The organism is Umezawaea sp. Da 62-37, from assembly GCF_032460545.1.
Classification (GTDB): domain Bacteria; phylum Actinomycetota; class Actinomycetes; order Mycobacteriales; family Pseudonocardiaceae; genus Umezawaea.
In genome coordinates this window covers 5,902,031-5,925,480 of sequence record NZ_CP135965.1, presented here as the reverse complement: position 1 = coordinate 5,925,480, position 23,450 = coordinate 5,902,031, and the positions used below count along the sequence as shown (strand labels likewise).

Genomic DNA, 23,450 nt, shown 5'->3' with positions numbered 1-23,450 from the left:
ACCGACAGTCCCGAACGCGGAAGGGCCCCGCCGGATCGGCGGGGCCCTTCTCGGAAAACCTCGCGTCAGTGCTCGGACTTGCCCTCGGCGCGCGGCTCGGGGTCGGCGCCGATCGGCAGCTCCAGCGTGAGCGGGCCCGCCTTCTCGAACAGGAACGTGACCTTGACCGTGTTACCGGGGCGGAGTTCCTTGGCCAGCTTCTTCAGCGTGATCGTCACCTTGCCCGGCTCGGCGGCCGCGCTCGACGACGACGGGGCCGACGACGACGCGCCGGCGGCCGACGAGGCCGCGCTGGAACCCGCCGTGCTGGTGCCGGTCACCGCGGCGCTGCTCGACGACGAGGACCCCGAGGACTCCACCGTGGACGACGAGGCGGCGGACGACGCGGCGGCCGAGGAGGAGGAGCCGGACGGCGCGACCGACGAGCTGCCGGACGGCGTCGAGGTCTTCGTGACCGACGGGCTCGCGGACGTGCTCGACCGGTCGAGGTCGGCGAACAGCGAGGCGATCGAGGTCTGGGGCTCCAGGTCCACGTCGCCGCTCAGCTCGGCGGGCGCGGTGGCGATCTCGCTGGTGACCGAGAGGAGCTTGTCGGCGGTGGTGCCGTTGTTCACGACCACCACCACGACCCCGGCGTCGTCACCCGACTCGTACCACTTGCCGGAGGTCGGGAAGGCGAACTGCGCGTCGCGCACCGCGATGGAACCGACCTGGCCCGAGGAGCCGTTGACCGCGGCGACCTGGGTGTCGGTCTGCGTGATCTGACCGGCGCTGCACCCGGCCGCGGCGAGCCCGAGGCCCGTAGCGAGCGCGACCACGACGGCGAGGCGGGACTTCTGCTCTGCGCGACCCACGGTTGCAGGATCCTTCCTGGTGTACCGGCGATAGGGCCCGCCCGGAACAGGGCCGACCACCAGTGCAGGAGCCTAACCGGCGAGCCCGGAGGGGGCGGAACGCGGTGCCCCGGAGGGCGCGTTCGGCCTCATCTGGGATGCGAACGGAGCGCGTCCGACCATAGGTGTTGCACGTGGACACCCGGTTTGTCAACCCCCCGCATGGCCCTGACCAGCCATTACCCAACTCCGGAGACCGGTGTGGGGATTGCTCGACGTGTTAGGATGGGGGTAGCGAAAGGGGCAGAGGACACATGGTTTTCAAGGTCGGAGAGACCGTCGTCTACCCGCACCACGGTGCCGCTCTCATCGAAGCAATCGAGACCCGGCTGATCAAGGGCGAGGAGAAGAAGTACCTCGTCCTGAAGGTCGCACAAGGCGATCTCACGGTCCGCGTGCCCGCTGACAACGCCGAGATCGTAGGCGTGCGCGACGTTGTCGGCCAAGAGGGTCTCGACAAAGTCTTCGAGGTCTTGCGTGCTCCCCACACCGAGGAGCCGACCAACTGGTCGCGGCGGTACAAGGCCAATCTTGAGAAGCTCGCGTCTGGCGACGTGAACAAGGTAGCCGAAGTGGTGCGCGATCTCTGGCGGCGCGAGAAGGACCGCGGGCTGTCCGCGGGCGAGAAGCGGATGCTGGCGAAGGCTCGGCAGATACTGGTTAGCGAACTGGCGCTGGCCGAGGGCACCGACGAGGACAAAGCAGAAGTGCTCCTCGACGAAGTCCTCGCTACCGCGTCCTGACCGCACGGCCTCCACTCGGACCACGGACATGAGCGTTGTCGCGCTGGTGCCCGCGGCGGGTCGGGGTGAGCGTCTCGGCTACGGCATGGCCAAGGCGCTCGTACCGGTCAACGGGGTTCCGCTTCTGGTTCGTGCCGTGCGCGGCCTGCTCGACGCGGGATGCGTGCAACACGTCGTAGTCGCTGCCCCACCGTCCGATGTGGACACAATGTGCACCGTGACCGCCTCGCTGGCTTCGGCCGGCGGGGCGGTGCACGTGCTTGCGGGCGGTGCCGAGCGCACCGACTCCGTTCGTCTCGCGTTGGAGTACGCACTCCGCGAGATCCCCGACACGCGCATCGTGCTCGTGCACGACGCCGCGCGCGCCTTCACGCCCGCCGAGGTCATCCGCCGCGTGGTCGAGGCCGTCGAGTCGGGTCGGCCCGCCGTCATCCCGGTGTTGCCGATGGCGGACACCGTGAAGCAGGTCGACGCCGACGGCAGGGTCGTCGCGACGCCGGACCGCGCCGCGCTGCGGGTCGTGCAGACCCCGCAGGGCTTCGCCGCGGACGTGCTGCTGCGCGCTCACGCGTCCGGTGTGCAGGCGACCGACGACGCGGGTCTCGTGGAACTCCTCGGTCTTCCTGTGACGACTGTCGCAGGGCACGCGAACGCGATGAAGATCACGACTCCGTTCGACCTCGCGGTAGCCGAGGCACTGCTCGCAGGAGGATCAGCTTGAGGGTCGGCATCGGCACGGACGTCCACCCGATCGCGGCGGGCCGCGACTGCTGGGTGGCGGGCCTGCTGTGGGAGGGCGTCGACGGCTGCGACGGCCACTCCGACGGCGACGTGGCCGCGCACGCCCTGTGCGACGCCCTGCTGTCCGCCGCGGGCCTGGGCGACCTGGGCGCCGTGTTCGGCACCAGCGACCCCCGCTGGTCCGGTGCGCGCGGCGTGGTGCTGCTCAAGGAGGTCCGCCGGTTGATCGAGGAGGCGGGCTACCAGGTCGGCAACGCCGCCGTGCAGGTCATCGGCAACGCCCCGAAGATCGGCAAGCGCCGCGCCGAGGCCGAACTGGCGCTGTCCGAGGCCGTGGGCGGCCCGGTGTCGGTGTCCGGCACCACCACGGACGGCCTCGGTCTCACCGGCCGCGGCGAGGGCATCGCCGCCATGGCCACCGCGCTGCTCGTGGTCGCATGATCCTCAACGACACAGTGCGCGCCCTGCTGGACGCCCGGAACTACGCCGTCCTCTGCACCACGAACCCGGACGGCAGCCCGCAGTCGTCGGTCCTCTGGGTCGCCCGCGACGGCGACGACCTGCTGTTCTCGACCCTGCGCGACCGCCGCAAGGAGCTCAACCTCCGCCGCGACCCGCGCGCCAGCGTCACCGTCTTCGACCTGGCCGACCCGGAGGCGTACGCCGAGATCCGCGGCACCACCACCATCACCGAGGACGTCGGACTCGTCGTCGGCCACCAGCTGTCCCTGAAGTACACCGGCCAGGACCACGAACCGCCCGCCGAAGGCCAGGTGCGCGTCGTCCTGCGCGTCACCCCGACCAAGGTCACCGGCCACGTCGCCTGACCCAACCGGTGCGCGGCGCTGATCTTCCCTAGCCTGGGCGGATGGCTACCTCACTCAGCGACACCGGCCGGGCACTGCTCGACGACAAGAACTTCGCCACCATCGCCACCATCAACCCCGACGGCAGCCCGCAGACCTCCGTCGTGTGGATCAAGCGCGACGGCGACGACCTCCTCATGTCCACCGTCGAGGGCCGCAAGAAGGACAAGAACCTGAGGCGCGACCCCCGCGTCAGCGTCAGCGTCTTCGACCTCCAGCAGCCCTACAGCTACATCGAGGTCCGCGGCACCGCCACCCTGTCGACCGAGGGCGGCCGCGAACTCATCGACGAGCTGTCCCGCAAGTACCGGGGCGAGGACTACACCGCCGACGGCCCCGACGCCGTCCGCGTCGTCATCCGCCTCACCCCGGACAAGATCACCGGCTACGCGGCCTGACCCGCGTCGGCGAAGAAGCCGCCGGGTGGGCGGGAGCGGTCACAAACACTCCCCTAGATGGTCCAGACCAACATAGGTTGACCCCATGGCCATCCGCGCGGTGCTCTTCGACTTCTCCGGAACCCTCTTCCGCCTCGAACACGAGGCGCTGGACGCGCACGGGGACCTCATGCGCGCGCTCACGGCCCCGGTCGGGGTGGCGGACGGCCTGACGCCGGAGATGGAGGACGCCTGGCGCAGGCGCGACCTGGACGCCGATCTGCACCGGGACGTCCACGTGGTGGCGTTGCAGGCGGCGGGGCTCACCGAGCCGGGCGCGGCGCTGACGTTCTACGAGCGGCTGGTGAGCGCGGCCTACTGGCGGGCGTACCCGGACACGTTCCAAGCCCTGCGCAAGGTGTCCGAGGCCGGCCTGCGGGTGGCGGTGCTGAGCAACACCGGCTGGGACATCCGGGCGGTGCTGCGGCGGTACGGCGTCGACCACCTGGTGGACGAGGTCGTCCTGTCCTACGAGGTGGGGATGATCAAGCCCGACCCGAAGATCTTCCTGCTGACGTGCGAGCGGCTGCGGGTCGACCCGGCCGAGGTGCTGATGGTGGGGGACAGCGAGGAGGCCGACGGGGGCGCGGAGGCGGTCGGGAGCAAGGTCGCGATCGTCGAGCCGCTGGAGACCTCCGCTCGGCCGGGTGCGCTGCTGGCAGTGCTCCAGAAGCACGGCATTATCCCCGTTTGAGCGGTCGATTCACCCCGGTAGGGCCCGCGGCCGTACCATTCGTGATGTGAGCCTCCACCTGTACGACACCGCGACCCGGAGCATGCGGGAGTTCCACCCGCTGGTCAACGGGACGGCGTCGATCTACGTGTGTGGGGCGACCGTGCAGGGCGTACCCCACATCGGCCACGTGCGCAGCGGGCTGAACTTCGACGTCCTCCGCCGCTGGCTGGGCCGCGACGGCGCTGACGTGCGGTTGGTGCGCAACGTCACGGACATCGACGACAAGATCCTCACCAAGGCCGCCGAGCACGGCAGGCCGTGGTGGGAGTGGGCGTACACGCACGAGCGGGCGTTCGAGGACGCGTACGACTCGCTGGGCTGCCTGCCCGCGTCGTACGCGCCGAGGGCGACCGGCCACGTGACGCAGATGGTCGACCTGATGCGCAGGCTCATCGACAAGGGGCACGCCTACGCGGCGGACGGCGACGTCTACTTCGCGGTGCGCTCGTTCGACGGGTACGGGGCGCTGTCGGGTCAGAAGCTGGACGAGGTGTTCCAGGGCGAGTCGGCGGCGACGGGCAAGCGGGACCCGCGCGACTTCACGCTGTGGAAGGGTGCGAAGCCCGGTGAGCCGTCGTGGCCGACGCCGTGGGGCGCGGGCCGTCCCGGCTGGCACCTGGAGTGCTCGGCGATGGCGACTGAGTACCTCGGCCGGGAGTTCGACATCCACGGCGGCGGCATCGACCTGATCTTCCCGCACCACGAGAACGAGCAGGCGCAGTCCCGTGCGGTCGGCGACGGCTTCTCGCGGTACTGGATGCACAACGCCTGGGTCACCATGAGCGGTGAAAAGATGTCGAAGTCGCTCGGCAACGTGGTGTCGATCCCGGAGATGCTGAACCGGGTGCGCGCCCCCGAGCTGCGCTACTACCTCGTGACCCCGCACTACCGGTCGACCATCGAGTACTCCGAGGGCGCGCTGGAGGAGTCGGTGTCGGCGTACCGCCGCGTCGAGTCGTTCCTGCGCCGCGTGGTGCAGCGGACCGGTGTCGTGCCGTTGGGCACCGAGCTGTGCCCCGAGTTCGTCACCGCGATGGACGACGACCTGAGCACCCCGCAGGCGACCGGCGCGCTGCACAACAAGGTCCGCGAGGGCAACACCGCGCTCGACGCGGGCGACGACCTGGCCGCGCGCGAAGCCGCGGCCTGCGTGCGCGGCATGGCCGACCTGCTCGGCCTTGATCCGCTGTCGCCGAAGTGGAACGAGTCCACGAGCACGGACACAGGTGCCCGCCAGGCGCTCGTCGCACTGGTGGAGCACGTCTTGGAAGAACGCCTGCGGGCCCGCAAGGACCGGGACTTCGCCAAGGCGGACGCGTTGCGCGACCGCCTGAAGGCCGCAGGCATCGCCGTCGAGGACAACCCCGACGGTTCGCAGTGGACATTGAGGGACGACTGAGCTCGTGGCTGGTAACTCCAAGCGCAAGGGCGCGATGCGCAACCCCGGTACGAAGAAGGGGGCGGTCGCCGGTTCCGGCGGGCAGAAGTCCAAGGGCCTGCAAGGTCGTGGCCCGACCCCGAAGGCGGTAGAACGCCCCAACCACCCGGCTTACCGCCGGGCGACGAACGCGGCCAAGACGGCCAACAGCGACAAGGCCCGCGCCCGCCGCAAGAACGAGGGCCAGGCCGAGACGGTCGCGGGCCGCAACCCGGTCGTCGAGTGCCTGCGCGCGGGCATCCCGGCGACGGCGCTGTACGTGGCGCTCGGCATCGACGCGGACGACCGCGTGGCCGAGTCGGTGCGCCTCGCGGCGGACCGAGGCATCACCGTGCTCGAGGTGACCCGCGGCGAGCTGGACCGCATCACCGGCGGCGCGCTGCACCAGGGCCTCGGCCTCCAGGTGCCGCCGTTCAACTACGCGCACCCGGACGAGCTGCTGGAGATGACCCGCCAGACCCGCCACCAGCCGCTGCTGGTCGCACTGGACGGCGTCACCGACCCCCGCAACCTCGGTGCCGTGGTCCGCTCCGCGGCCGCCTTCGGCGCGCAGGGCGTGCTGCTGCCGCAGCGCCGTTCGGCCAGCATCACCGCGGTCGCCTGGCGTTCCAGCGCGGGCACGGCGGCGAAGGTCCCGATCGCCATGGCGACCAACCTGACCCGCACGCTGCGCGACTGGGCCGACGAGGGCCTCATGGTCGTCGGCCTCGACGCCGACGGCGACGTCGACGTCGACGGCCTCGAACTCGCCACCGGCCCGCTCGTGGTCGTGGTCGGCTCCGAGGGCCGCGGCCTCTCCCGCCTCGTGCGCGAGACCTGCGACCAGACCGTGTCCATCCCCATGGCCGCGGGCGTCGAGTCCCTCAACGCCTCCGTCGCCGCGGGCGTGGTGCTCGCCGAGGTGGCCCGCCGCCGCCGCGCGGCCGTCAAGGCCTGACCGAACAACACCTCCACTGGCCGGTCCGTGCACCCGCACGACCGGCCAGTGGCCTGTCCACGGCCCTCCCCCACCACACACAGCCGCCCAAACACCTCGCGAGTCGAACCTCCAGACACCCCGTGTCGAACACTCAGACACCCCGTGTCCCTCACCCGGACATCGAGACCTCCTCGTTCAGACACTCGAGCCACTCGTCCAGGGGTGCCTGGGGGTTCGACACGGGGTGTCTGGGGGTTCGACTCGCGGGAGGGTGGGTGGTGACCAATCCCGTGCCTGCCCCTGCCCGACCCCGGCCACCCCCTAAACACCAGGACTGTGAGCGAAGCTCGGAGAGCGCCCGCTATGGTTCGCGGCGATGTCATTCGCCAGCCCCCTCTTCCTGTGGTTCTTCATGCCGCTCCTCCTAGCGGCCCTGCTGACCACCCCCCGGACCTGGCGCAACGGCGTGGTGGCGGTCGCCAGCCTGATCTTCTACGCCAGCGGCGCGGGCGGTACGACGCTGCTGCTGCTGGCCTGCATGGTGGTCAACTACCTGGCGGGGCCGCGGTTGGAGGTGGGCCGCGAGGACGCGGATCCCGCGCTGCGGAAGAAGATCCTGCTCGGCGTGATCGGTTTCGACCTGGCCGTGCTGGTCGTCTGGAAGTACCTCGGCTTCGCCACCGAGCAGCTGGCCGCGATCGCGGGCGTCGTGGGCGCGGACCTCCCGGTCGTCCACCTGGCCCTGCCGATCGGCATCTCGTTCTACACGTTCCACCACATCTCCTACGTGGTGGACATCTACCGGGGCGAGCGCACGGCGCTGCGCGACCCGGTCTCGTTCATCACCTACATCGCGATGTTCCCGCAGCTGGTGGCGGGCCCGATCGTCCGCTACCGCGAGATCTCCGACCAGCTCCCCCAGCAGCGCACGCACCGCCTGGACGACATCGCGGCGGGCTTCCCGCGGTTCGCGCTGGGGCTGTGCAAGAAGGTCATCATCGCGGACTCGCTGGCGCCGCTGGTCGACGCGTGCTTCGCCACCCCGTCGCACGAGATGACCTTCTCCATCGCCTGGCTCGGCGCGATCGGCTACTCGCTCCAGCTGTACTTCGACTTCTCCGGCTACTCCGACATGGCGATCGGGTTGGGCCGGATGCTCGGCTTCCGACTCCCGGAGAACTTCGCCCGCCCGTATTCGTCGGTCACGATCACGGAGTTCTGGCGGCGCTGGCACATGTCGTTGTCGCGCTGGTTCCGCGACTACGTGTACATCCCGCTGGGCGGCAATCGGCATGGCGTGGGCAAGACGTACCGGAACCTCGGCATCGTGTTCGTGCTCACCGGTTTTTGGCACGGGGCCAACTGGACGTTCCTCGTGTGGGGTTTGTTCCACGGCGCGCTGCTCGTTGTGGAACGCGGTTTCGGATGGGATTCCGCACCTGAGCGGAAAAACGCGCGGCTCGCCCGACGGGCATTGACGATGCTGCTCGTCGTGATCGGCTGGGTGTTCTTCCGCTCGGCCGACCTCGGCAAGGCGCTGGTGATGCTCGGGCATCTGCTGCTGCCCGATTTCTCCGGCGTATCCGATGCTGTGAGCGCCGCCACAACGAATCAGCGCTTGGCGATCCTGGTCGTCGCCCTGGTGATTGTCGTATTGCCCACATCCCCCGTGAGCGGCCCGTATCTGGAGTCCTCAAGGGACAAGATCGCCAACGTCGCCCGGATCTCGCTGATGACCGTCGGCCTGGCGTACGCGGCAATCCTGGTCGCCGGGGGCACGTTCAGCCCGTTCCTCTACTACCAGTTCTGATCGAGCGAATAACGACACACAGCAGTACATTGGGCGATAAGCAGGAACCCTGCTGACCCACTCGGCGCAACCCGCTGAGCGCTCGCCGTGCAAACTTTCACCGAGCGTGAGCACAGAAGGCCTACTCACCGGTAGGCAACGTCAACTGTCAATATTAACCAGGGACGATTTTGAATCATAACTACCTTATGTAACCGACCTACTCCGTTCAGGTACACACTGTGGTAGGACAGAGTTTGTACAACCGACAGCTTCTACCGTGCTAACGGAGAAATAGGTTACTTCGGGTGGGGGTAACGTGACTCGCTCTTCGGGGCCGAACGACCTGGAGGGGTTGTGACCTCCAGGGGAACGTTGCGCGCGCTCGTAGGCGACCGCGAGTTCCGCGGACTGTGGATCGGCTCGACGGTGTCGACAGCGGGTGACCAACTGGCCGCGGTCGCCCTGTCACTCCTGGTGTTCGAACGCACGGGTTCCCCGCTCTGGACCGCTCTAACCTGGTCGCTGACGCTCTTCCCGCCGCTGATCGCGGGCCCGATGCTCGGCTGGCTCGCCGACCGCTACCCGCGACGCACCGTCATGATCATCTGCGCCTGGCTCCAGGCCGGGATCGTCGGCCTGATGGCGCTGCCGTCGATGCCGCTGTGGCTGATGATCGCGCTGCTGGTCGCGGTGCAGTTCGCCGCATCGCCGTTCCTCGCGGCCCAGGAGGCCAGCCTGCCGTCGGTGCTGCCCGACAAGCGCTACGACGACGGGGTCGCGCTGTTCGGCACCTCGGTGGACGTGGCGCAGATGGCCGGACTGGCCGCCGCGGGGTTCATCGTCACCGCCGCCAGTCCCAGCGTCGCGCTGGCCGTCGACGCCGTCACGTTCGTCCTGGTCGCCATCCTGGTCCACACGTCGGTCAAGTTCCGCCCCGCCGCCGACCCGCGCGGACGCCGCAAGGTCGACACGTCGGACGAACCGCCCCGCCAGGGCGTGCTCGCTCTGCTCGTCACGGAACCGCGACTGCGCAGCCTCATGGGGATGCGCCTGCTGGCCGGGCTCGCGATGGTGCCGGAGGGCCTGGCCGTGCCGCTGGCCGCCAGCCTGGATGCGGTGTGGGCCGTCGGCCTCATCCTGGCCATCGAGCCCGCGGCGAACGTGCTGGGCGTCGCGGTGCTGTTCCGCTGGGTTCGGGAACCCGCCAAACGCGAGCGCCTCATCGGACCGCTGGCTATCCTGTCGTTGGCACCACTGGTGCTGTTCGCGCTGAACCCGAACCTCACCTGGACCATCGTCCTGCTGGTCATCGCAGGCATGGCGGGCGCGTACCACACGCCCGCGCGGTCGGCCTGGATGCGGATGCTGCCCGACGCGTACCGCGGCCGGGCGTACGGGATCGGCCGGGCCGCCCTGCGATCGAGCCAGGGAGGTGGCATGGCGCTGGCCGGAGTGGTCGCCCACGCTGTGGGCTCCATCACGGCGACCATCGCCGGTGCGGGAGGCATCGGCCTGCTTCTCGCAGCACAGGCCACTGTTGCCTGGCACCGGGCCAGGGCGCGCGGCGACCAGAAAGTGGTGGTCAGCTGAAACGGACGCATCACATATCGCGATTGTCACTCATGACAGTCCCTTCGTGCGCTTCCAGCGAGGCTCCGGATACGTACGGTGAGAATTCGGTCCCAAACTGAAGGGAGGGCGGTCTCACATGTCGCGGTTGCGCATGGCAAACCCTCCTTCACCGAGTTCTCGGGCAGCGGCAGGTGCGCGCGGCGGACACCGCGGCAGCGGCACTACCGCGCGCGACGACCGTCGTGAGGTTGGGGGGACGTGGTGACAGACAGTTTGACTGAAGACCAGCCCCCCAGGGCAACCCGTTGGGTCCCAATCCGGAACTGGGACCTCTGGAACCTGCGTCCGGCGGCACTGGCGTTCTTCATCCTGGTCGAATCGGCGGTAGCGGGGGCCGCCATCTGGCTGCTCACCACCCTCGGTTCCGTGTCGGCTACGGATTGGCTCCGGTTCGGCGCGATCACCGTGGCGATCACGATTCACCTGATGATGGTCCGTCGCGCCGAGGAATCGCGCCGCAACGAATCCGCGGGTCCGCACATCGACCTCACGTCGGTGTGGACTTTCGCCGCGGCCATCGCGCTTCCCGGTGGGCTGGCCGTCATCGTCACCCTTTGGATGAGAATTCTCATCCAACCCATCGCGCGCCGCCAGCCGTACCGGTTCGTGTTCAGCTCCTCCAGCATCCTCGGCAGCACCATGCTGGCGTGGGCCGTGGTGCACCTCTCCGGTTTCTCGCTCGCCGCCACCGGCGTCATCGTCACCGACCTCGGTCTGGTCCTGGTCCTGGCCGTCGCCGCGGCGCTCAACTGGTTCGCCCAGGTCGCCACGATCGCCGTCGCGCTGAAGATCGTCACGCCGCACACGCGGCTCGTCGAGTTCCTCGGTTCCAAGGTCGACAACATGCTCGAGGTGACGACGCTGGGCGCCGGCGCGATGCTGGGCATGTTGATCACATCGCACTGGGTCGGCCCTTTGTTGCTCGTCGCGCCGGTCGTCCTGGTCAACGCCCTGCTGAACAACGCGGCGGAACGGCGGGCCCACCTCGAGCGGTTGCTCAGCGAGCAGGAGCAGTTGCACCAGCAGCTCGCCGAGGACGCGCACACCGACTACCGGACGGGCCTGCTCAACACCAACGGGCTGGCCGAGTACGCCACCCGGCTGGCCGAGCGGTCGCGGCACGACGGCCAGCCGGTGACCGTGCTGGCGATCGACCTCGACTTCTTCAAGCGGATCAACGACACGTGGGGCCACCCGGCGGGCAACGCCGTGCTCGCGGAAGTGGGCCGCATCCTGCGCGAGAAGCTCCGACCGGGCGACGTGGCCGGTCGGGACGGCGGCGAGGAGTTCCTCGTCGTGCTGGCCGACACGGGGCTCGCGCAGGGGGTCTCCATCGCGGAGCGCATCCGCGAGGCCATCGCCGAGGTCGCGGTCTCCACGACGGACAAGCACCGCAACACGGTGACGTTGCGCGGTCGCGCCCTGCCGCCCGGCGACGAGGACGGCCCGGACGTGCGGGCGATCTCCGCGTCCATCGGCGTGGCGGTCATGTCGGAGGACGGCGACAGCCTCGCGCTCGCCCAGCACAGCGCGGACGCGGCGCTCTACGTGGCCAAGGAGAACGGCCGCAACCAGGTGCAGGTGGCAGGCGTGGACATCGGCGCCACCCGCCTGCCCGCGGTCCCGGCGACGGCGATCCCGCTGCCCAGCCCGCGCGTCGACCACCCGTCGAACAACGGGGCCGAGGTCAGCCGCTCCGCCTGACGCCCGGTACCCGCGCTCACGCGGCGACGGCGACCCTGCGGTTCCCGATGCGCCGGACGCGGACGCGGCCGACGACCCGGCAGACCACGTAGATCGTGAACGAGATCGCGGTGACGAACGCGCTGACGGGCAGACCGGGCGCCAGGGACAGCACGATGCCGCCCAGCACGGCCACCTCGGCGAACAGGACCGACAGCAGCGTCGCCCGGCCGGGGCTGGACGTGACGCGGCACGCGGCCGCGGCGGGCGTGATCATCAGGGCCAGCACCAGCAGCGCGCCGACGATCTGCACGCTCAGCGCCGTGGCGATGCCGACGAGCACGGCGAACACCGGCGTCAGCACGCGCACCGGCACGCCGCGGGCGGCCGCCACGTCGGGGTCGACGCTGGCGAACAGCAGCGGCCGGTAGAGGAACGCCAGCACGACCAGCACCAGGGCCGCCGTGCCGACCAGCTGCCACACGTTGTCCGCCGCCACGCCGAACGGCTGGCCGACGAGCAGGCCGAACTTGGTCGTGGCGCGGCCGTCGTAGAGGGCGAGGAACAGCACGCCGAGCCCGAGCCCGAACGCGAGCACCGCGCCGATCACCGAGTCCCGTTCGGAGTCCTTCTGGCTCAGCAGGCCCAGCAGCAGCGCGGCCAGCACGGCGCCACCGACCGCGCCGTAGCCGACGCTGACGCCGAGCAGCAGCGCGGCGGCGCCGCCGGTGAAGGCCAGTTCGCTGGTGCCGTGGACGGCGAACGACATCTTGCGCGTCACGACGAGCGGCCCCAGCACGCCCGCGAGCAGGCCGAGCACGGCCCCCGCGATCAGCGCGCGGTGCACGATGCCGAGCGACAGCAGCTCGAACGTCTGGCCGAGGTCGAAGAAGTTGTCCATCAGCTCTCATCCACGACGTGGTGCGGCTGGTCCTCGCAGAGCTTGCCGGTGGCGCCGACGACCAGGATCTGGTCGCGCACCCGCACGACGTCGACCGTGGTCCCGTACAGCTCCGACAGCGTCTCCGACGTCATGACCTCGCTCGGCGGGCCGATCCGGAAGCGACCGTCCACCAGGTACAGGACGCGGTCCACCAGCGGCAGCACCGGGTTGATCTCGTGCGTGACGAACAGGACCGCGGTGTCGGCGGCCTTGCGGCGGGTGTCGATCAGGTCGCTCACCACGCGCTGGTGCGCGAGGTCCAGCGACAGCAGCGGTTCGTCGCACAGCAGCACGCGCGGGTCGCCGACGAGCGCCTGCGCGACGCGCAGCCGCTGCTGCTCGCCGCCGGAGAGCAGGCCGATGGGCGCGTCCGCGTAGTCCGTCGCGCCGACCGCGGCGAGGACCTCGTCCACGCGGGCCTTGCGCTCCCGGCGGCCGCGCAGGCCGAGGCCCCAGATGTGCCCGTCGAGGCCGAGGCCGACGAGGTCGCGACCGCGCAGGGTCAGCGTCGGGTCGAGCGAGCGCTGCTGCGGGATGTAGCCGATCCGGCGGTTGCCCCGGCCGGGTGGGCTGCCCGCGACCTCCACGACGCCGCCCGAGAGCGGCTGGAGGCCCAGCAGCACCCGCATCAGGCTGGTCTTGCCGGAGCCGTTCGGGCCGAGGACGGCCAGGAACTCGCCGGGCTGGACCTCGAGGTCGAGGCCGTCCCAGAGGACGCGCCTGCCGTAGGCGAGGGCGGCACCACGCAGCGAGACCGCCCCGCGCGGCTGCGCGGGGTGGTCCGCCGGGGTCACGTCGGTGGTGGTCGACGGTGCGGTGGTCATGTCTTCAGCGTCGTCACTTCTCGCCGAGCGCGCCGGACAGCGCGTCAACCTGCTTCGTCATCCAGTCAAGGTATCCGGCGACGCCCTCGGGCAGCGTCTCGGTCACCCCCACGACGGGGACGCCCGCCGCCTCCGCCTTGGAGACGAGCTGCTGGGTGACGCTGTTCTCGGTCTGGGTGTTGTTCACCAGCGCGGTGACCTGCTTGCCGGTGACCAGGTCGTTCGTCGCGGTCAGGGCCGCCACGGGCACGTCGGTCTCGTTCTCGATCGCCTCGGTGAACTCCACCGGGGTGGCGTCGGTGACACCGGCGGCCTCCAGCAGGTAGTGCGGCACCGGCTCGGTGACGACGACCTTGGCGCCGGGGTGGTCGGTGCCGATCTTGGCGATCGAGGCGGACAGCCCGTCGAGCTCCACGTTGAACGCGTCGACGTTGGCGGTGAAGGCGTCCTTCTTGTCGGGGGCCGCGGCGGAGAGCTCCTCGGCGACCTTGCCCGCGACCCCGCGCACCGTCGGCAGGTCGTACCAGACGTGCTCGTTGACGCCGTCCTCCTTGCCGGACAGGGCGAACGCGTCGACCTGCTTGGCGCCGTCGGCGCCCGAGTCGCCGATGAGCTTGGTGAAGAAGTCGTCGTAGCCGCCGCCGTTGAAGACGACCAGCTTCGCCTTGCCCAGCGCGGCCACGTCGGCGGGCTTGCTCTCGTAGGAGTGCGGGTCGGCCGACGGGTCGTCGATGATCGAGTGGACGGTCACCGCGTCGCCGCCGATGGCCTCCACGACGCTGCCCCAGACGTTGGTGGAGGCGACGACCGCGATCTTGCCGTCGGCGGCCGTCTCCGTGCTGCCGCCGCCGCAGGCGGTCAGGGCCAGCAGCGCGGCAGCGACGGCCGCGCCCGCTCGGAGGTGACGCAGCGTCATCAGTGCACTCCTCGACAGGGTGAAACTTTGGTGATGGAAACCGTTGTCGAGTTCATCTTAGAACGCACTGCCACCGTTCTGTCCAGTCGCCCACATGCGACGAGGGCCACCCGTCCTCGAACGGGTGGCCCTCGTCGGTGCTGCGGTGGGTCAGTTGGTGAGCCGGTCGCCGCTCTCCGGGTGGAACAGGTGGATCTCGCTGGCGTCACGCACAGCGACCTTGACGTGCTGGCCCAGCGTGGGCGGCGTGCGGCCGTCGACCCGGACCACGAAGCGCTCGGACGACTCGCCGATGCGGACCGCGCCGTGCACGAGCGCGTCGGCGCCCAACTCCTCGACCAGCTCCACGGTCATGTCCAGGCCGTCCTCGGTGGACGTGGACGGGATGATGCCCAGCGCCTCCGGACGGATGCCGAACGTGATCTCCGACAGGCTCGACCCGGACGCCGCGTCCAGGGCGGCGCGCGGCAGCGGCACCACGATGCCGTCGAGCTTCGCGCCCTCGGCCGTGAGCGGAACGGTCTTGAGGTTCATCGCGGGCGACCCGATGAACCCGGCAACGAACGCGTTGGCGGGCTTGTCGTACAGCGCGCGCGGGGTGTCGCACTGCTGGAGCAGGCCGTCCTTGAGGACCGCCACGCGGTGACCCATGGTCATGGCCTCGACCTGGTCGTGCGTCACGTAGATCGTCGTGGTGCCGAGGCGCTGCTGGAGGGCCGCGATGTTCGCGCGGGTCTCCACGCGCAGCTTCGCGTCCAGGTTGGACAGCGGCTCGTCCATGAGGAACACGGCGGGCTCGCGCACGATCGCGCGCCCCATCGCGACGCGCTGGCGCTGACCACCGGAAAGCGCCTTCGGCTTGCGGTCCAGGTACTTGGTGAGGTCCAGCAGCTTCGCCGCCTCCCCCACCTTCTCCTTGATCTCGGTCTTGTTCACGCCGCGCAGCTTGAGCGCGAAACCCATGTTCTCGGCGACCGTCATGTGCGGGTACAGCGCGTAGGACTGGAACACCATCGCGATGTCCCGCCCCTTCGGCGGAACGTTCGTGACGTCCTTGCCACCGATCTCGATGGCCCCCTCGTCGATGTCCTCCAGACCCGCCAGCATCCGCAGCGCGGTCGACTTGCCAGAACCCGAAGGCCCGACCAGCACCAGGAACTCGCCGTTCGCGACGTCCAACGACAACTCGTCCACCGCGCGGACCGGCGGGTTGCCGGTGAAGATCCGCGAAGCCTTGACGTAGGCGACCTCAGCCATGTGACGCACCTTTCGGGTTCGAGCGTTGGCGTCAAGGTATTGATTGCAAGCGCTTACGGGAACGGGTGGATTGGTCTAGTTGTGGGGGATTTCGGGTTTGGGCGAGGGGCGGGGGAAGTTCATTCGATTGGGTGACGGTGGGGGTGTTATGGCAGGTCGCGGGGGTGGGCGGGGGTGGGGATACTTGGTCTCGGTGGGGTTTGGGCGGCTGCGAGGGGCTGGGGAGGTGGCGCGTGGAAGCGCTCTCAGCGTTGTGGAAAATAGATCGGTCGCCACACACCGCCGACTGTCGTTACGCGACGCCGATGCGACGGTGCCGTGCCGGCATCGGCACGGTGCCAGTCACGCATCGGCATCGGCGCGGTGCGGTGCCCGTCTCGCGTCGGTATCGGCGCGGTGCGGTGCCAGTCACGCGTCGGCATCGGTAGGTGCGGTGCACGGTGCAGGGAGGTGCCGGTCCCGCATCGGCGTCGGCATCGGCGCAGGCCCAATGCCAGCCTCGGTGCCGGCACCGAGGCTGGCTCCGGACAAGCCGATGCACTGAACCCGCCTATGCGCTGGGAGCCGGATCCACCCACCCAGTCCCTCCGCGGACACACCGAACCCGCCTCGCGGAATCCGGCTCCGGCCCGCACGTGATCCGCCTGCCCGCCAGGCTCCGCGGACACCGGCCCTGTCTGCCGGACCAGCCGGTACTGGCGCGGCCTTGTCCGGCTCAGCGCCCAACGAGGCCTGCGTCCGGCTAGGACCGGGTGCCAGCGAGGCCTGCCTGGCCGGGTGTCAGCGAGGCCGCGGTAGAAGTGCGGGGCTTGCCGAGCGAGCCTGCCGAGCGCACCGGCTTGCCGAGCGAGACCGCCAAGCGAGCAGACCGCCAAGCGAGCAGATCGGCAGGCGAGCGAAGCCGTCAGCCGGACGGCACAGCAGCCGGACGAGATCGGCGGCGAGCCGAACTCGCAGGTGGCGCTTGCACGATCGTCGCCGGCAACTCGGCGGGCAAGCGGCCGCACCCAACCCCCGGCGGGCAACCGCCAAGCCCAACCACCAGGCCCAACCGCCAGCGGGCAAGCGGCCGCACCCAGCCTTCGGCGGACAAACCGCCAGGCCCAAACCCCGGCCCGCAAACGACCGGACCGGCCCCTCGGCCCGCAAGCGACCCACCCCCACCAGCCACCCCGTGGAGACGCCGAGGCGCCCCCACGGGCGTCAGCCCTTCACCGCGCCCGAAGCCAGCCCGGTCACCAGGAACCGCTGCACCAGGTAGAACACCACGATGGCCGGGATCGCCACCAGGATCGACGCGGCGGCCAAGTGGCCCCACTCGGTGCGGTTCTGCTGCACGAACACCTGCAACCCGACCGCGAGCGTCTTCGACTCGTCGGCGGCGGACAGGAACGCGGAGGCGAAGGCGACTTCGCCCCAAGCCGTGAGGAAGGCGTAAAAGGCTGTGACCGCGAGGCCCGGCCTGGCGAGCGGGAGGATCAGGCGCCAGAAGACGCCGAACGGGGAGAGGCCGTCCATGCGGCCCGCCTCGTCGATGTCGTTGGGGATGGTGTCGAAGTAGCCCTTCAGCATGTACGTGCAGAAGGGGACGGCGGTGGTGCAGTAGACGAGCACCAGGCCGAACTGCTGGCCTTGCAATCCCAACGTCAGCAGGATGTTGTAGAGCGGCACGATCAGCACCGCGAACGGGAACATCTGCACGACGAGGAACGAGAGCATGAGCGGGCGCTTGCCGGGGAAGCGGAAGCGGCTCGCCGCGTACCCCGTCGTGGCCGACAGGAAGACCGCGATGACCGTGGTCATCAGGGCGATCAGCACCGAGTTGCCGAACCACGACAGGAAGCTGCCCTTGTCGCCGGAGAGCACGTCGATGTAGTTGTCCACAGAGGACTCGTTGAACAGCTTCGGCGTCGTCTCGACCGCGCGGGCGTCCGGCTTGAAGGACGTGACGAGCACCCAGAACACCGGGAACACGGCGATCAGCGAGGCGATCGCCAACGCGCCGTGCAGGCCGATGCTGGCGCCGAGCGAACGGGCTTTGCGCTTCTGGGGTTTGCGGTCGGCCTGGACGACTTTGAGGGAACTGGCGTCTAGCGTCATCACCACACCTCGCCTTGCTTGCGCAGCGCGCGCCGGTAGACGCTCGCGAACACCAGCAGCACCGACAGGATCAGGACGCCGTAGGTGGACGCGATCGCGTAGTCGCGGGAGGCGCCGGAGAAGAAGCGCTCGAACGCGTAGGTCACCAGGATCCTGGTGTTCGGGTTCGGGCCGGTGATCAGGTAGATGATCGCGAACATGTTGAACGTCCAGATGATGCCGAGCAGCACCACCGTGCTGGACACCGACTGCAACCCCGGCAGGGTGATGTGGCGGAAGCGCTGCCATGGGGTGGCGCCGTCGACCTCGGCCGCCTCGTAGAGGTCGCCGGGAATGGCCTGGAGGCCGCCCAGGAGCGCCACCATCATGAACGGGACGCCCAGCCAGACGTTGACGACGATGACGGCGACGAGGGCCCAGTCGTTCTGGCCCAACCAGACCGGCGGGTCGTCGAAGCCGATGGCGCGCAGGCCCTGGTTGATGATCCCGTACTGCGCGTTGAACATGTACTTCCAGGTGAACGCGCTGATGAACGCGGGCACCGCCCACGGCAGGATCAGCAGCACCCGGTAGACGGCGCGGCCGCGGACCTCGCGGTTGAGCAGCAGCGCCAGGCCGAGGCCGATCGTGTAGTGGAAGAACACGCAGGAGAACGTCCAGATGAGCGTGCGGACCAGCGTGGACCAGAAGGAGCCGTAGCTGCTGTCGCCGGAGAGCACGTTGAGGTAGTTGCGCAGGCCGACGCCGACGTAGGTGGCCGCCCGGTCCAGGACCGGGTTGGCGATGTTCGCCTCGTTGATGTCGGTGAAGGTGAAGAAGACGCCCTGCGCCAACGGGTAGAGCACCAGCACGGCGATGACCACCACGACCGGCAGCACCATGGCGTAGGCGTACCAGTAGCGGTCGAGGAACTTGCGCACCGAAAACCCCTTCCTGCGAGGGGAGGCCGCGGGCGTCCTCGCCCGCGGCCGTCCCGTCAGCCGATCGAGTACTCCGGTACGACCTGGTCCTTGTAGGCCTTGGCGACCTCGTCGAGCGCGGTCTTGGCGTCCTTCTTGCCCGCCAGGAAGTCCGCGTAGGCGATCTTCAGCGGGTCGAACAGCTGTCCGCCCTCGGGGATCCACGGCCGCGCGTGGGCGGCCTTGGCGACGGGTTCGAACGCGGCCACGACGGGCTGCGCCTTCACGTCGGCGTTGTCGTAGGCGGTCTTGCGGGTCGGCAGCAGCCCCAGTTCCTTGGCCACCTGCACCTGCGCGTCCGTGCCGCTCATGCACTGGATGAACTTGATCGACGACGCCTTGGCCTTGGTGCCCTGGCGGATCGTGTAGTCGTGGCCGCCGACCGGGGCGCTGCCCTTGCCCGCGGTGTCGCCGGGGACGGGCGCGATGCCGAGGTTGGCCTGGTCGGTGAACGCGGCGCCCTTGAGGTAGTCGGCGACGGACCACGGCCCGTTGACGACCATGGCGACCTCGCCGGAGGAGAAGGCGGCCTGCATGTTGCTGTAGGAGTTGGTCGGGTCCAGTGCCGTCGAGGCCACCTTGGCGTCCAGCAGGCCCTTCGCGGTTTCCAGGGCCTTCACGTTGGCCGCGGAGTTGACCACGATCTTCTTGGCGTCGGCGTCGACCAGGTCGCCGCCCGCGCCGTAGATGAAGGGCAGCGCGTAGTAGGCGTCGTTGTTGAGGAAGAACGACTTCTCGCCGCCGAGCTTGGCGGCCGCGTCCTTCAGCTCCGCCCAGGTCTTCGGGGGCTGGACGCCCGCCTCGGAGAGCAGCTTCTTGTTGTAGAACAGGGCGAGGGAGTCGGTGACCTGGGGGACGCCGTAGGACTTGCCCTCGAACTTCGTCGACCCGAGCGGGGTCTCCAGGAAGTCGCCGGTGTCCTTGGCGAGGTCGGTGTCGCTGAGGTCGACGACCAGGCCGTTCTTCGCCAGCTGCGGGACCCAGGCGACTTCGGCGCGGAACACGTCCGGGCCCTGTCCGCCCTGGGCGGCGGTCTTGTAGTTGTTGAGCGCCGCGTCGAACGCGACCGTCTCGGTCTTGACCTTGTACCCGCCCTTGGTGGCGCAGTCCTGGGCGATCTTGGTGAAGACCGGGCTCTCGTTGGGACCGCTGGTGTCCCAGAAGGTGACTTCGCCGGAGTCCGAGTCCGCACCGGTCGAACCGCCGCCACCGCACGCGGTGAGCACCAGCGCGCCGGATAGACAGGCCGCCGCGGCGGTCACGAGGGTTGTACGTCGCATCGTTGCTGTCGTTCCCTCCTGCTTGCCTCGGCCGACGTGTTCCGGCGGAGGTTGTTGCAAGTTTTTGCATCAAGGTTGACGCGGATTTCATACCCGTGAACGGTGCGAGGTCAAGACTTATCCCGTAGTCACGCCTTAACGGACGCCCCCATGAGTGTTAAGCCGACCACGATGGGGTGTTGCCGTTGCAAAAACTTGCCGGCGAAGCGCACGCTTCGTGGCGGCGTGCCGGTGCGAGGAGGAGAACGTTGTCAGGACTGTCCGAGATCGCCAGGGCCGCGGGGGTGAGCATCTCGACGGTCAGCAGGGTGCTGAACCGCCGGGCGGGCGTCAACGAGGAGACCCGGCAGCGCGTGCTGGCGGTGCTCACCGAGATGCCCTACACCCCGCGCGGACTCGGTGCGCTGCAACGCACCGGCGTGATCGGGCTGCTCGTGCCGGAGCTGTCGAACCCGGTGTTCCCGGCGTTCGCCGAGGCCCTGGAGACGAGGGCCGCGCGGCTCGGGTACTCGTCGCTGCTGTGCAACACCCGCGCCATCGGCACGGCCGCGATGGGCGAGGAGGAGTACGTGCGGATGCTGCTCGCCAGGGGTGTCGAGGGCATGGTGTTCGTGTCGCCGGAGATCACCAACGTCGAGGTGCCGCTCGGCCAGGCGCCGCGGCCGAGCTACTACGCGAAGCTGCTCGCCGACGGCGTGCACATGGTGTTCCTCAACGGGGCCACGCCCGCGCTGGACGTGCCGGACGTGACCGTGGACGAGCAGTTGGCGGGGTACACCGCGACCAGGCACCTCGTCGAGCTGGGGCACCGGCGGATCGGGTTCGTGTCGGGGCCGTCGCGGTCGTTGCCGTCGCGGCTCAAGCGGGCGGGGTGGGCGGCCGCACTGGAGGAGGCGTCGCTGCCCGCGGAGTCCGAGTTCGTCGCGCACGGCCCGTTCGGGCTGCAGGGCGGGGCGGCCGCGGTGGGCGTGCTGCTGGACACCGCGCGGCCGACGGCGGTGATCTGCTCGTCGGACCACATGGCGTTCGGGGTGCTGCGGGAGGCCCGTCAGCGGGGGCTTTCGGTGCCGGGGGACCTGTCGATCGTGGGGTTCGACGACATCCCGCTGGCGTCGTACTGCTCCCCCGCGCTGACGACGCTGGCGCAGCCGATCGAGGAGATGGCGGCCGCGGCCGTCGACGAGCTCGTGAACAGACTCGATCCGGACAGGAAGAGGCGCGGATCGGGCAACTACACCAGGGTGTTCCGCCCGAAGCTGGTGGTCCGCGAGTCCACGGCACCCCCTCGGCGTCGCTAAATTGGTCTGGACCAAATTCTCGTCATGCAAGACGGTACGACCTGCGCAAACGCAGCAACCTGGTGACGCGCGTCCCGACTTGCTTCTGTAATTGGTTCTGAACCGTTACGGTCACTCCATGGCGCGGTCTATGCATGTGCGACGTCCTGCGACGCTGGCCTCCTTGGCCGCTGAGCTGGGCGTTTCCCGGACAACGGTGTCCAACGCGTACAACCGGCCCGACCAGCTCTCGCCAGAGCTGCGTCGACGGGTGTTGGAGACGGCAAGGCGGCTCGGATATCCGGGCCCTGACCCGGTGGCCCGGTCACTGCGGACCCGCAAAGCGGGCGCGGTCGGGCTGCTGCTGACCGAGAACCTCTCGTACGCGTTCCGCGACCCGGCGGCGCTCGGGTTCCTGGAAGGCCTCGCGCTGGCGTGCGAGGACGCGGGCACCGGGCTGATGCTGATCCCGGCGAGCCCGGAGCGCGAGGACGTGGCCGCGGTGCACCGCGCGGGGGTCGACGGCTTCGTCGTCTACTCCGTGCCGGACGACGACCCGCACCTCGCCGCGGTCCTCGAACGGCCGGTGCCGACGGTCGTGTGCGACCAGCCGGACCTCACCAACGTCGACCGCGTCGGCATCGACGACCGGTCCGCGATGAACGAGCTGGCCCGACACCTGATCGCGATGGGCCACCGGCGCGTGGGCGTCGTCTGCATGCGCCTGGCGCGTGACCGCAACGACGGGTACGTGTCCGTCGACCGGCAGCACGCCGCGCACTTCCACGTGCAGCGCTCGCGGCTCGCCGGGCTGGCGATGGCGTTCAGCGAGGCCGGTGTCGACTGGTCGCGGGTGCCCGTGGTCGAGCGGTTCGACCACAACACCGCCTCCGGCGAGTCCGCGGCCGCGCAGGTCCTCGACCGCGACCCGACGATCACCGCCCTGATCTGCACGTCGGACATACTGGCCCTCGGCGCGATGAACGAGGCCAAGCGGCGCGGCCTGCGGGTCCCGGAGGACCTGACGGTCACCGGTTTCGACGGCATCCACGAGGCCGAGCGCGCGGGCCTCACCACGGTGCGGCAGCCGGTGCTGGAGAAGGGGCGCGCGGCGGGGAAACTGCTGCTCGACGTCGGCGAGCGCACCCGGCCCCGTTCGGTCAACCTCAGCACCGAGCTCATCACCGGTCGGACCGCTTCGGCTCCCCGCACGATCACCGAGGAGCGCTGGTTCGGCCCGTAGTCGCGTGAGCCAAGGTCACGTGAGCCTGAAAACCACGGGGTTGCTGGCCTTGCCCGCGACCTTGGCCGTCAGCAGGTAGTCGCCGGGGCCGACCCCGGTGTGGGTGCGGCAGCCCTCGTCCGAGGTGCTGCCCGCCCAGCTCAGGCCGTAGGTGAAGATCTCGCGCGGCTGCATCACCCGCACCTCGGTGCCCTCGGTGGCGAAGCAGTGGTTGCTCGACCACAGCTGCGTCGCGCCGTCCGCGCTGGTCACGACCAGTTCGCGGACCGCGCGGCCGATGTCCTTCGTGCACGGCAGCGGCCCGGCGTTCGACACGTGGATCCGGAACTCGGGCTGCTGGCCGATCTCGTAGCTCGGCTTCGACACCTCGGCGACGACGTTGACCTGCGCGTCCTCGCAGGCGGCAGGCGGACCGGGCGGCGCCGTCGGGCTCGGCGGCGCGGGCGGCGGGGGTGTCGGCGAGGTGCTGGAACCGGACGGCGCGGTGGACGGCGGCGTCGAGGGCGGGGCGGACGTGACGGCCTGGAGCTGCGGCTGCGGATCCGTGTGGCCGATCAGGCTGCCGATCAGCCAGATCGCGAGGAGCAGGGCGACCAGCGACACGCCGAGCGCCACCGCTCGACGACGCCAGTACACCGAGGCCGGTCGCGGCCCTGTGGGCTCGATCACGACACCGACGGTAACCGGGTGGAGGGCGCGGCGATGGGACGCTGGAGTAACCCGATGCGGTGAAAGGTGACGTTCAGCCGAAACCCCTTGGCACCAGGGTCT

At 69.7% G+C, this 23,450-nt stretch carries 22 protein-coding genes; 13 read left to right on the top strand and 9 right to left on the bottom strand.

From position 1 onward, the window contains the following. Window positions 1–65: 65 nt before the first annotated feature. Entirely contained in the window at window positions 66–854 is a 789-nt protein-coding gene (locus RM788_RS27240; RefSeq protein WP_315920269.1) for a copper chaperone PCu(A)C domain-containing protein, read from the bottom strand. A 293-nt stretch (window positions 855–1,147) separates the two neighbouring features. On the opposite strand from RM788_RS27240, the gene RM788_RS27235 reads away from it, so the two are divergent. From RM788_RS27235 to RM788_RS27185, 11 genes are all read left to right on the top strand, one after another. Next, complete coding sequence (locus RM788_RS27235) at window positions 1,148–1,636, top strand: CarD family transcriptional regulator (protein WP_015097852.1); 489 nt, start codon at window positions 1,148–1,150, stop codon at window positions 1,634–1,636. Window positions 1,637–1,664: 28 nt separating this feature from the next. After that, window positions 1,665–2,357, top strand: coding sequence for a 2-C-methyl-D-erythritol 4-phosphate cytidylyltransferase (ispD, locus tag RM788_RS27230; protein WP_315920268.1), 693 nt, complete (start codon window positions 1,665–1,667; stop codon window positions 2,355–2,357). Next, window positions 2,354–2,818: a 2-C-methyl-D-erythritol 2,4-cyclodiphosphate synthase gene (gene ispF / locus RM788_RS27225; protein WP_315920267.1), complete on the top strand. Its 465-nt coding sequence runs from the start codon at window positions 2,354–2,356 to the stop codon at window positions 2,816–2,818. Before ispD ends, ispF begins: the two co-directional genes overlap by 4 nt. Next, on the top strand, window positions 2,815–3,204 hold the full coding sequence (locus tag RM788_RS27220) for a PPOX class F420-dependent oxidoreductase (protein ID WP_315920266.1): 390 nt from the start codon (window positions 2,815–2,817) through the stop codon (window positions 3,202–3,204). Before ispF ends, RM788_RS27220 begins: the two co-directional genes overlap by 4 nt. Window positions 3,205–3,245: 41 nt before the next feature. Further along, window positions 3,246–3,641, top strand: coding sequence for a PPOX class F420-dependent oxidoreductase (locus RM788_RS27215; protein WP_315920265.1), 396 nt, complete (start codon window positions 3,246–3,248; stop codon window positions 3,639–3,641). An 85-nt stretch (window positions 3,642–3,726) separates the two neighbouring features. Then, window positions 3,727–4,374 carry an HAD family hydrolase gene (locus RM788_RS27210; protein ID WP_315920264.1) on the top strand — a complete coding sequence of 216 codons (648 nt, stop codon included), beginning with the start codon at window positions 3,727–3,729 and terminating at the stop codon, window positions 4,372–4,374. 46 nt (window positions 4,375–4,420) lie between these two features. Continuing rightward, a complete protein-coding gene (gene cysS, locus RM788_RS27205; protein WP_315920263.1) occupies window positions 4,421–5,815 on the top strand; it encodes a cysteine--tRNA ligase in 1,395 nt (464 codons plus the stop codon). Window positions 5,816–5,819: 4 nt separating this feature from the next. After that, a complete protein-coding gene (gene rlmB, locus RM788_RS27200; protein WP_315920262.1) occupies window positions 5,820–6,791 on the top strand; it encodes a 23S rRNA (guanosine(2251)-2'-O)-methyltransferase RlmB in 972 nt (323 codons plus the stop codon). Between the two features lie 358 nt (window positions 6,792–7,149). Continuing rightward, a complete protein-coding gene (locus tag RM788_RS27195) occupies window positions 7,150–8,583 on the top strand; it encodes an MBOAT family O-acyltransferase (RefSeq protein WP_315920261.1) in 1,434 nt (477 codons plus the stop codon). A 336-nt stretch (window positions 8,584–8,919) separates the two neighbouring features. Further along, complete coding sequence (locus RM788_RS27190) at window positions 8,920–10,155, top strand: MFS transporter (RefSeq protein WP_315920260.1); 1,236 nt, start codon at window positions 8,920–8,922, stop codon at window positions 10,153–10,155. Window positions 10,156–10,563: 408 nt separating this feature from the next. Beyond that, window positions 10,564–11,901 carry a GGDEF domain-containing protein gene (locus RM788_RS27185; protein WP_315920259.1) on the top strand — a complete coding sequence of 446 codons (1,338 nt, stop codon included), beginning with the start codon at window positions 10,564–10,566 and terminating at the stop codon, window positions 11,899–11,901. Window positions 11,902–11,917: 16 nt separating this feature from the next. On the opposite strand, the gene RM788_RS27180 is transcribed toward RM788_RS27185, so the two are convergent. From RM788_RS27180 to RM788_RS27150, 7 genes are all read right to left on the bottom strand, one after another. Then, a complete protein-coding gene (locus tag RM788_RS27180; RefSeq protein WP_315920258.1) occupies window positions 11,918–12,781 on the bottom strand; it encodes a metal ABC transporter permease in 864 nt (287 codons plus the stop codon). Further along, window positions 12,781–13,647, bottom strand: a complete 867-nt coding sequence (locus RM788_RS27175; RefSeq protein WP_315920257.1) for a metal ABC transporter ATP-binding protein — start codon at window positions 13,645–13,647, stop codon at window positions 12,781–12,783. Before RM788_RS27175 ends, RM788_RS27180 begins: the two co-directional genes overlap by 1 nt. A gap of 13 nt (window positions 13,648–13,660) precedes the next feature. Continuing rightward, window positions 13,661–14,563 (bottom strand): metal ABC transporter solute-binding protein, Zn/Mn family, encoded by a 903-nt coding sequence (locus RM788_RS27170; protein ID WP_315920256.1) that lies wholly within the window; start codon window positions 14,561–14,563, stop codon window positions 13,661–13,663. A gap of 150 nt (window positions 14,564–14,713) precedes the next feature. Beyond that, on the bottom strand, window positions 14,714–15,820 hold the full coding sequence (locus tag RM788_RS27165) for an ABC transporter ATP-binding protein (protein WP_315920255.1): 1,107 nt from the start codon (window positions 15,818–15,820) through the stop codon (window positions 14,714–14,716). Window positions 15,821–17,023: 1,203 nt separating this feature from the next. Next, window positions 17,024–17,920 (bottom strand): sugar ABC transporter permease, encoded by an 897-nt coding sequence (locus RM788_RS27160; RefSeq protein WP_315920254.1) that lies wholly within the window; start codon window positions 17,918–17,920, stop codon window positions 17,024–17,026. Further along, entirely contained in the window at window positions 17,920–18,840 is a 921-nt protein-coding gene (locus tag RM788_RS27155) for a carbohydrate ABC transporter permease (RefSeq protein WP_399340193.1), read from the bottom strand. Before RM788_RS27155 ends, RM788_RS27160 begins: the two co-directional genes overlap by 1 nt. Window positions 18,841–18,896: 56 nt before the next feature. Then, window positions 18,897–20,159 carry an extracellular solute-binding protein gene (locus RM788_RS27150; RefSeq protein ID WP_315920253.1) on the bottom strand — a complete coding sequence of 421 codons (1,263 nt, stop codon included), beginning with the start codon at window positions 20,157–20,159 and terminating at the stop codon, window positions 18,897–18,899. 248 nt (window positions 20,160–20,407) lie between these two features. Between RM788_RS27150 and RM788_RS27145 the strand changes: the two genes are divergently transcribed. After that, window positions 20,408–21,457 carry a LacI family DNA-binding transcriptional regulator gene (locus RM788_RS27145; RefSeq protein WP_315920252.1) on the top strand — a complete coding sequence of 350 codons (1,050 nt, stop codon included), beginning with the start codon at window positions 20,408–20,410 and terminating at the stop codon, window positions 21,455–21,457. Between the two features lie 118 nt (window positions 21,458–21,575). Further along, window positions 21,576–22,679 (top strand): LacI family DNA-binding transcriptional regulator, encoded by a 1,104-nt coding sequence (locus RM788_RS27140; RefSeq protein ID WP_315920251.1) that lies wholly within the window; start codon window positions 21,576–21,578, stop codon window positions 22,677–22,679. A 15-nt stretch (window positions 22,680–22,694) separates the two neighbouring features. On the opposite strand, the gene RM788_RS27135 is transcribed toward RM788_RS27140, so the two are convergent. Next, complete coding sequence (locus tag RM788_RS27135; protein WP_315920250.1) at window positions 22,695–23,348, bottom strand: hypothetical protein; 654 nt, start codon at window positions 23,346–23,348, stop codon at window positions 22,695–22,697. Window positions 23,349–23,450: the final 102 nt, after the last annotated feature.

Bases quoted from the DNA above. Each gene is read 5' to 3' on its own strand.
- RM788_RS27235 (WP_015097852.1), top strand. From the start codon at position 1,148: ATGGTTTTCAAGGTCGGAGAGACCGTCGTCTACCCGCACCACGGTGCC.
- ispD (WP_315920268.1), top strand. From the start codon at position 1,665: ATGAGCGTTGTCGCGCTGGTGCCCGCGGCGGGTCGGGGTGAGCGTCTC.
- RM788_RS27220 (WP_315920266.1), top strand. From the start codon at position 2,815: ATGATCCTCAACGACACAGTGCGCGCCCTGCTGGACGCCCGGAACTAC.
- RM788_RS27215 (WP_315920265.1), top strand. From the start codon at position 3,246: ATGGCTACCTCACTCAGCGACACCGGCCGGGCACTGCTCGACGACAAG.
- RM788_RS27210 (WP_315920264.1), top strand. From the start codon at position 3,727: ATGGCCATCCGCGCGGTGCTCTTCGACTTCTCCGGAACCCTCTTCCGC.
- RM788_RS27195 (WP_315920261.1), top strand. From the start codon at position 7,150: ATGTCATTCGCCAGCCCCCTCTTCCTGTGGTTCTTCATGCCGCTCCTC.
- RM788_RS27180 (WP_315920258.1), bottom strand. From the start codon at position 12,781: ATGGACAACTTCTTCGACCTCGGCCAGACGTTCGAGCTGCTGTCGCTC.
- RM788_RS27175 (WP_315920257.1), bottom strand. From the start codon at position 13,647: ATGACCACCGCACCGTCGACCACCACCGACGTGACCCCGGCGGACCAC.
- RM788_RS27170 (WP_315920256.1), bottom strand. From the start codon at position 14,563: ATGACGCTGCGTCACCTCCGAGCGGGCGCGGCCGTCGCTGCCGCGCTG.
- RM788_RS27165 (WP_315920255.1), bottom strand. From the start codon at position 15,820: ATGGCTGAGGTCGCCTACGTCAAGGCTTCGCGGATCTTCACCGGCAAC.
- RM788_RS27160 (WP_315920254.1), bottom strand. From the start codon at position 17,920: ATGACGCTAGACGCCAGTTCCCTCAAAGTCGTCCAGGCCGACCGCAAA.
- RM788_RS27150 (WP_315920253.1), bottom strand. From the start codon at position 20,159: ATGCGACGTACAACCCTCGTGACCGCCGCGGCGGCCTGTCTATCCGGC.
- RM788_RS27140 (WP_315920251.1), top strand. From the start codon at position 21,576: ATGGCGCGGTCTATGCATGTGCGACGTCCTGCGACGCTGGCCTCCTTG.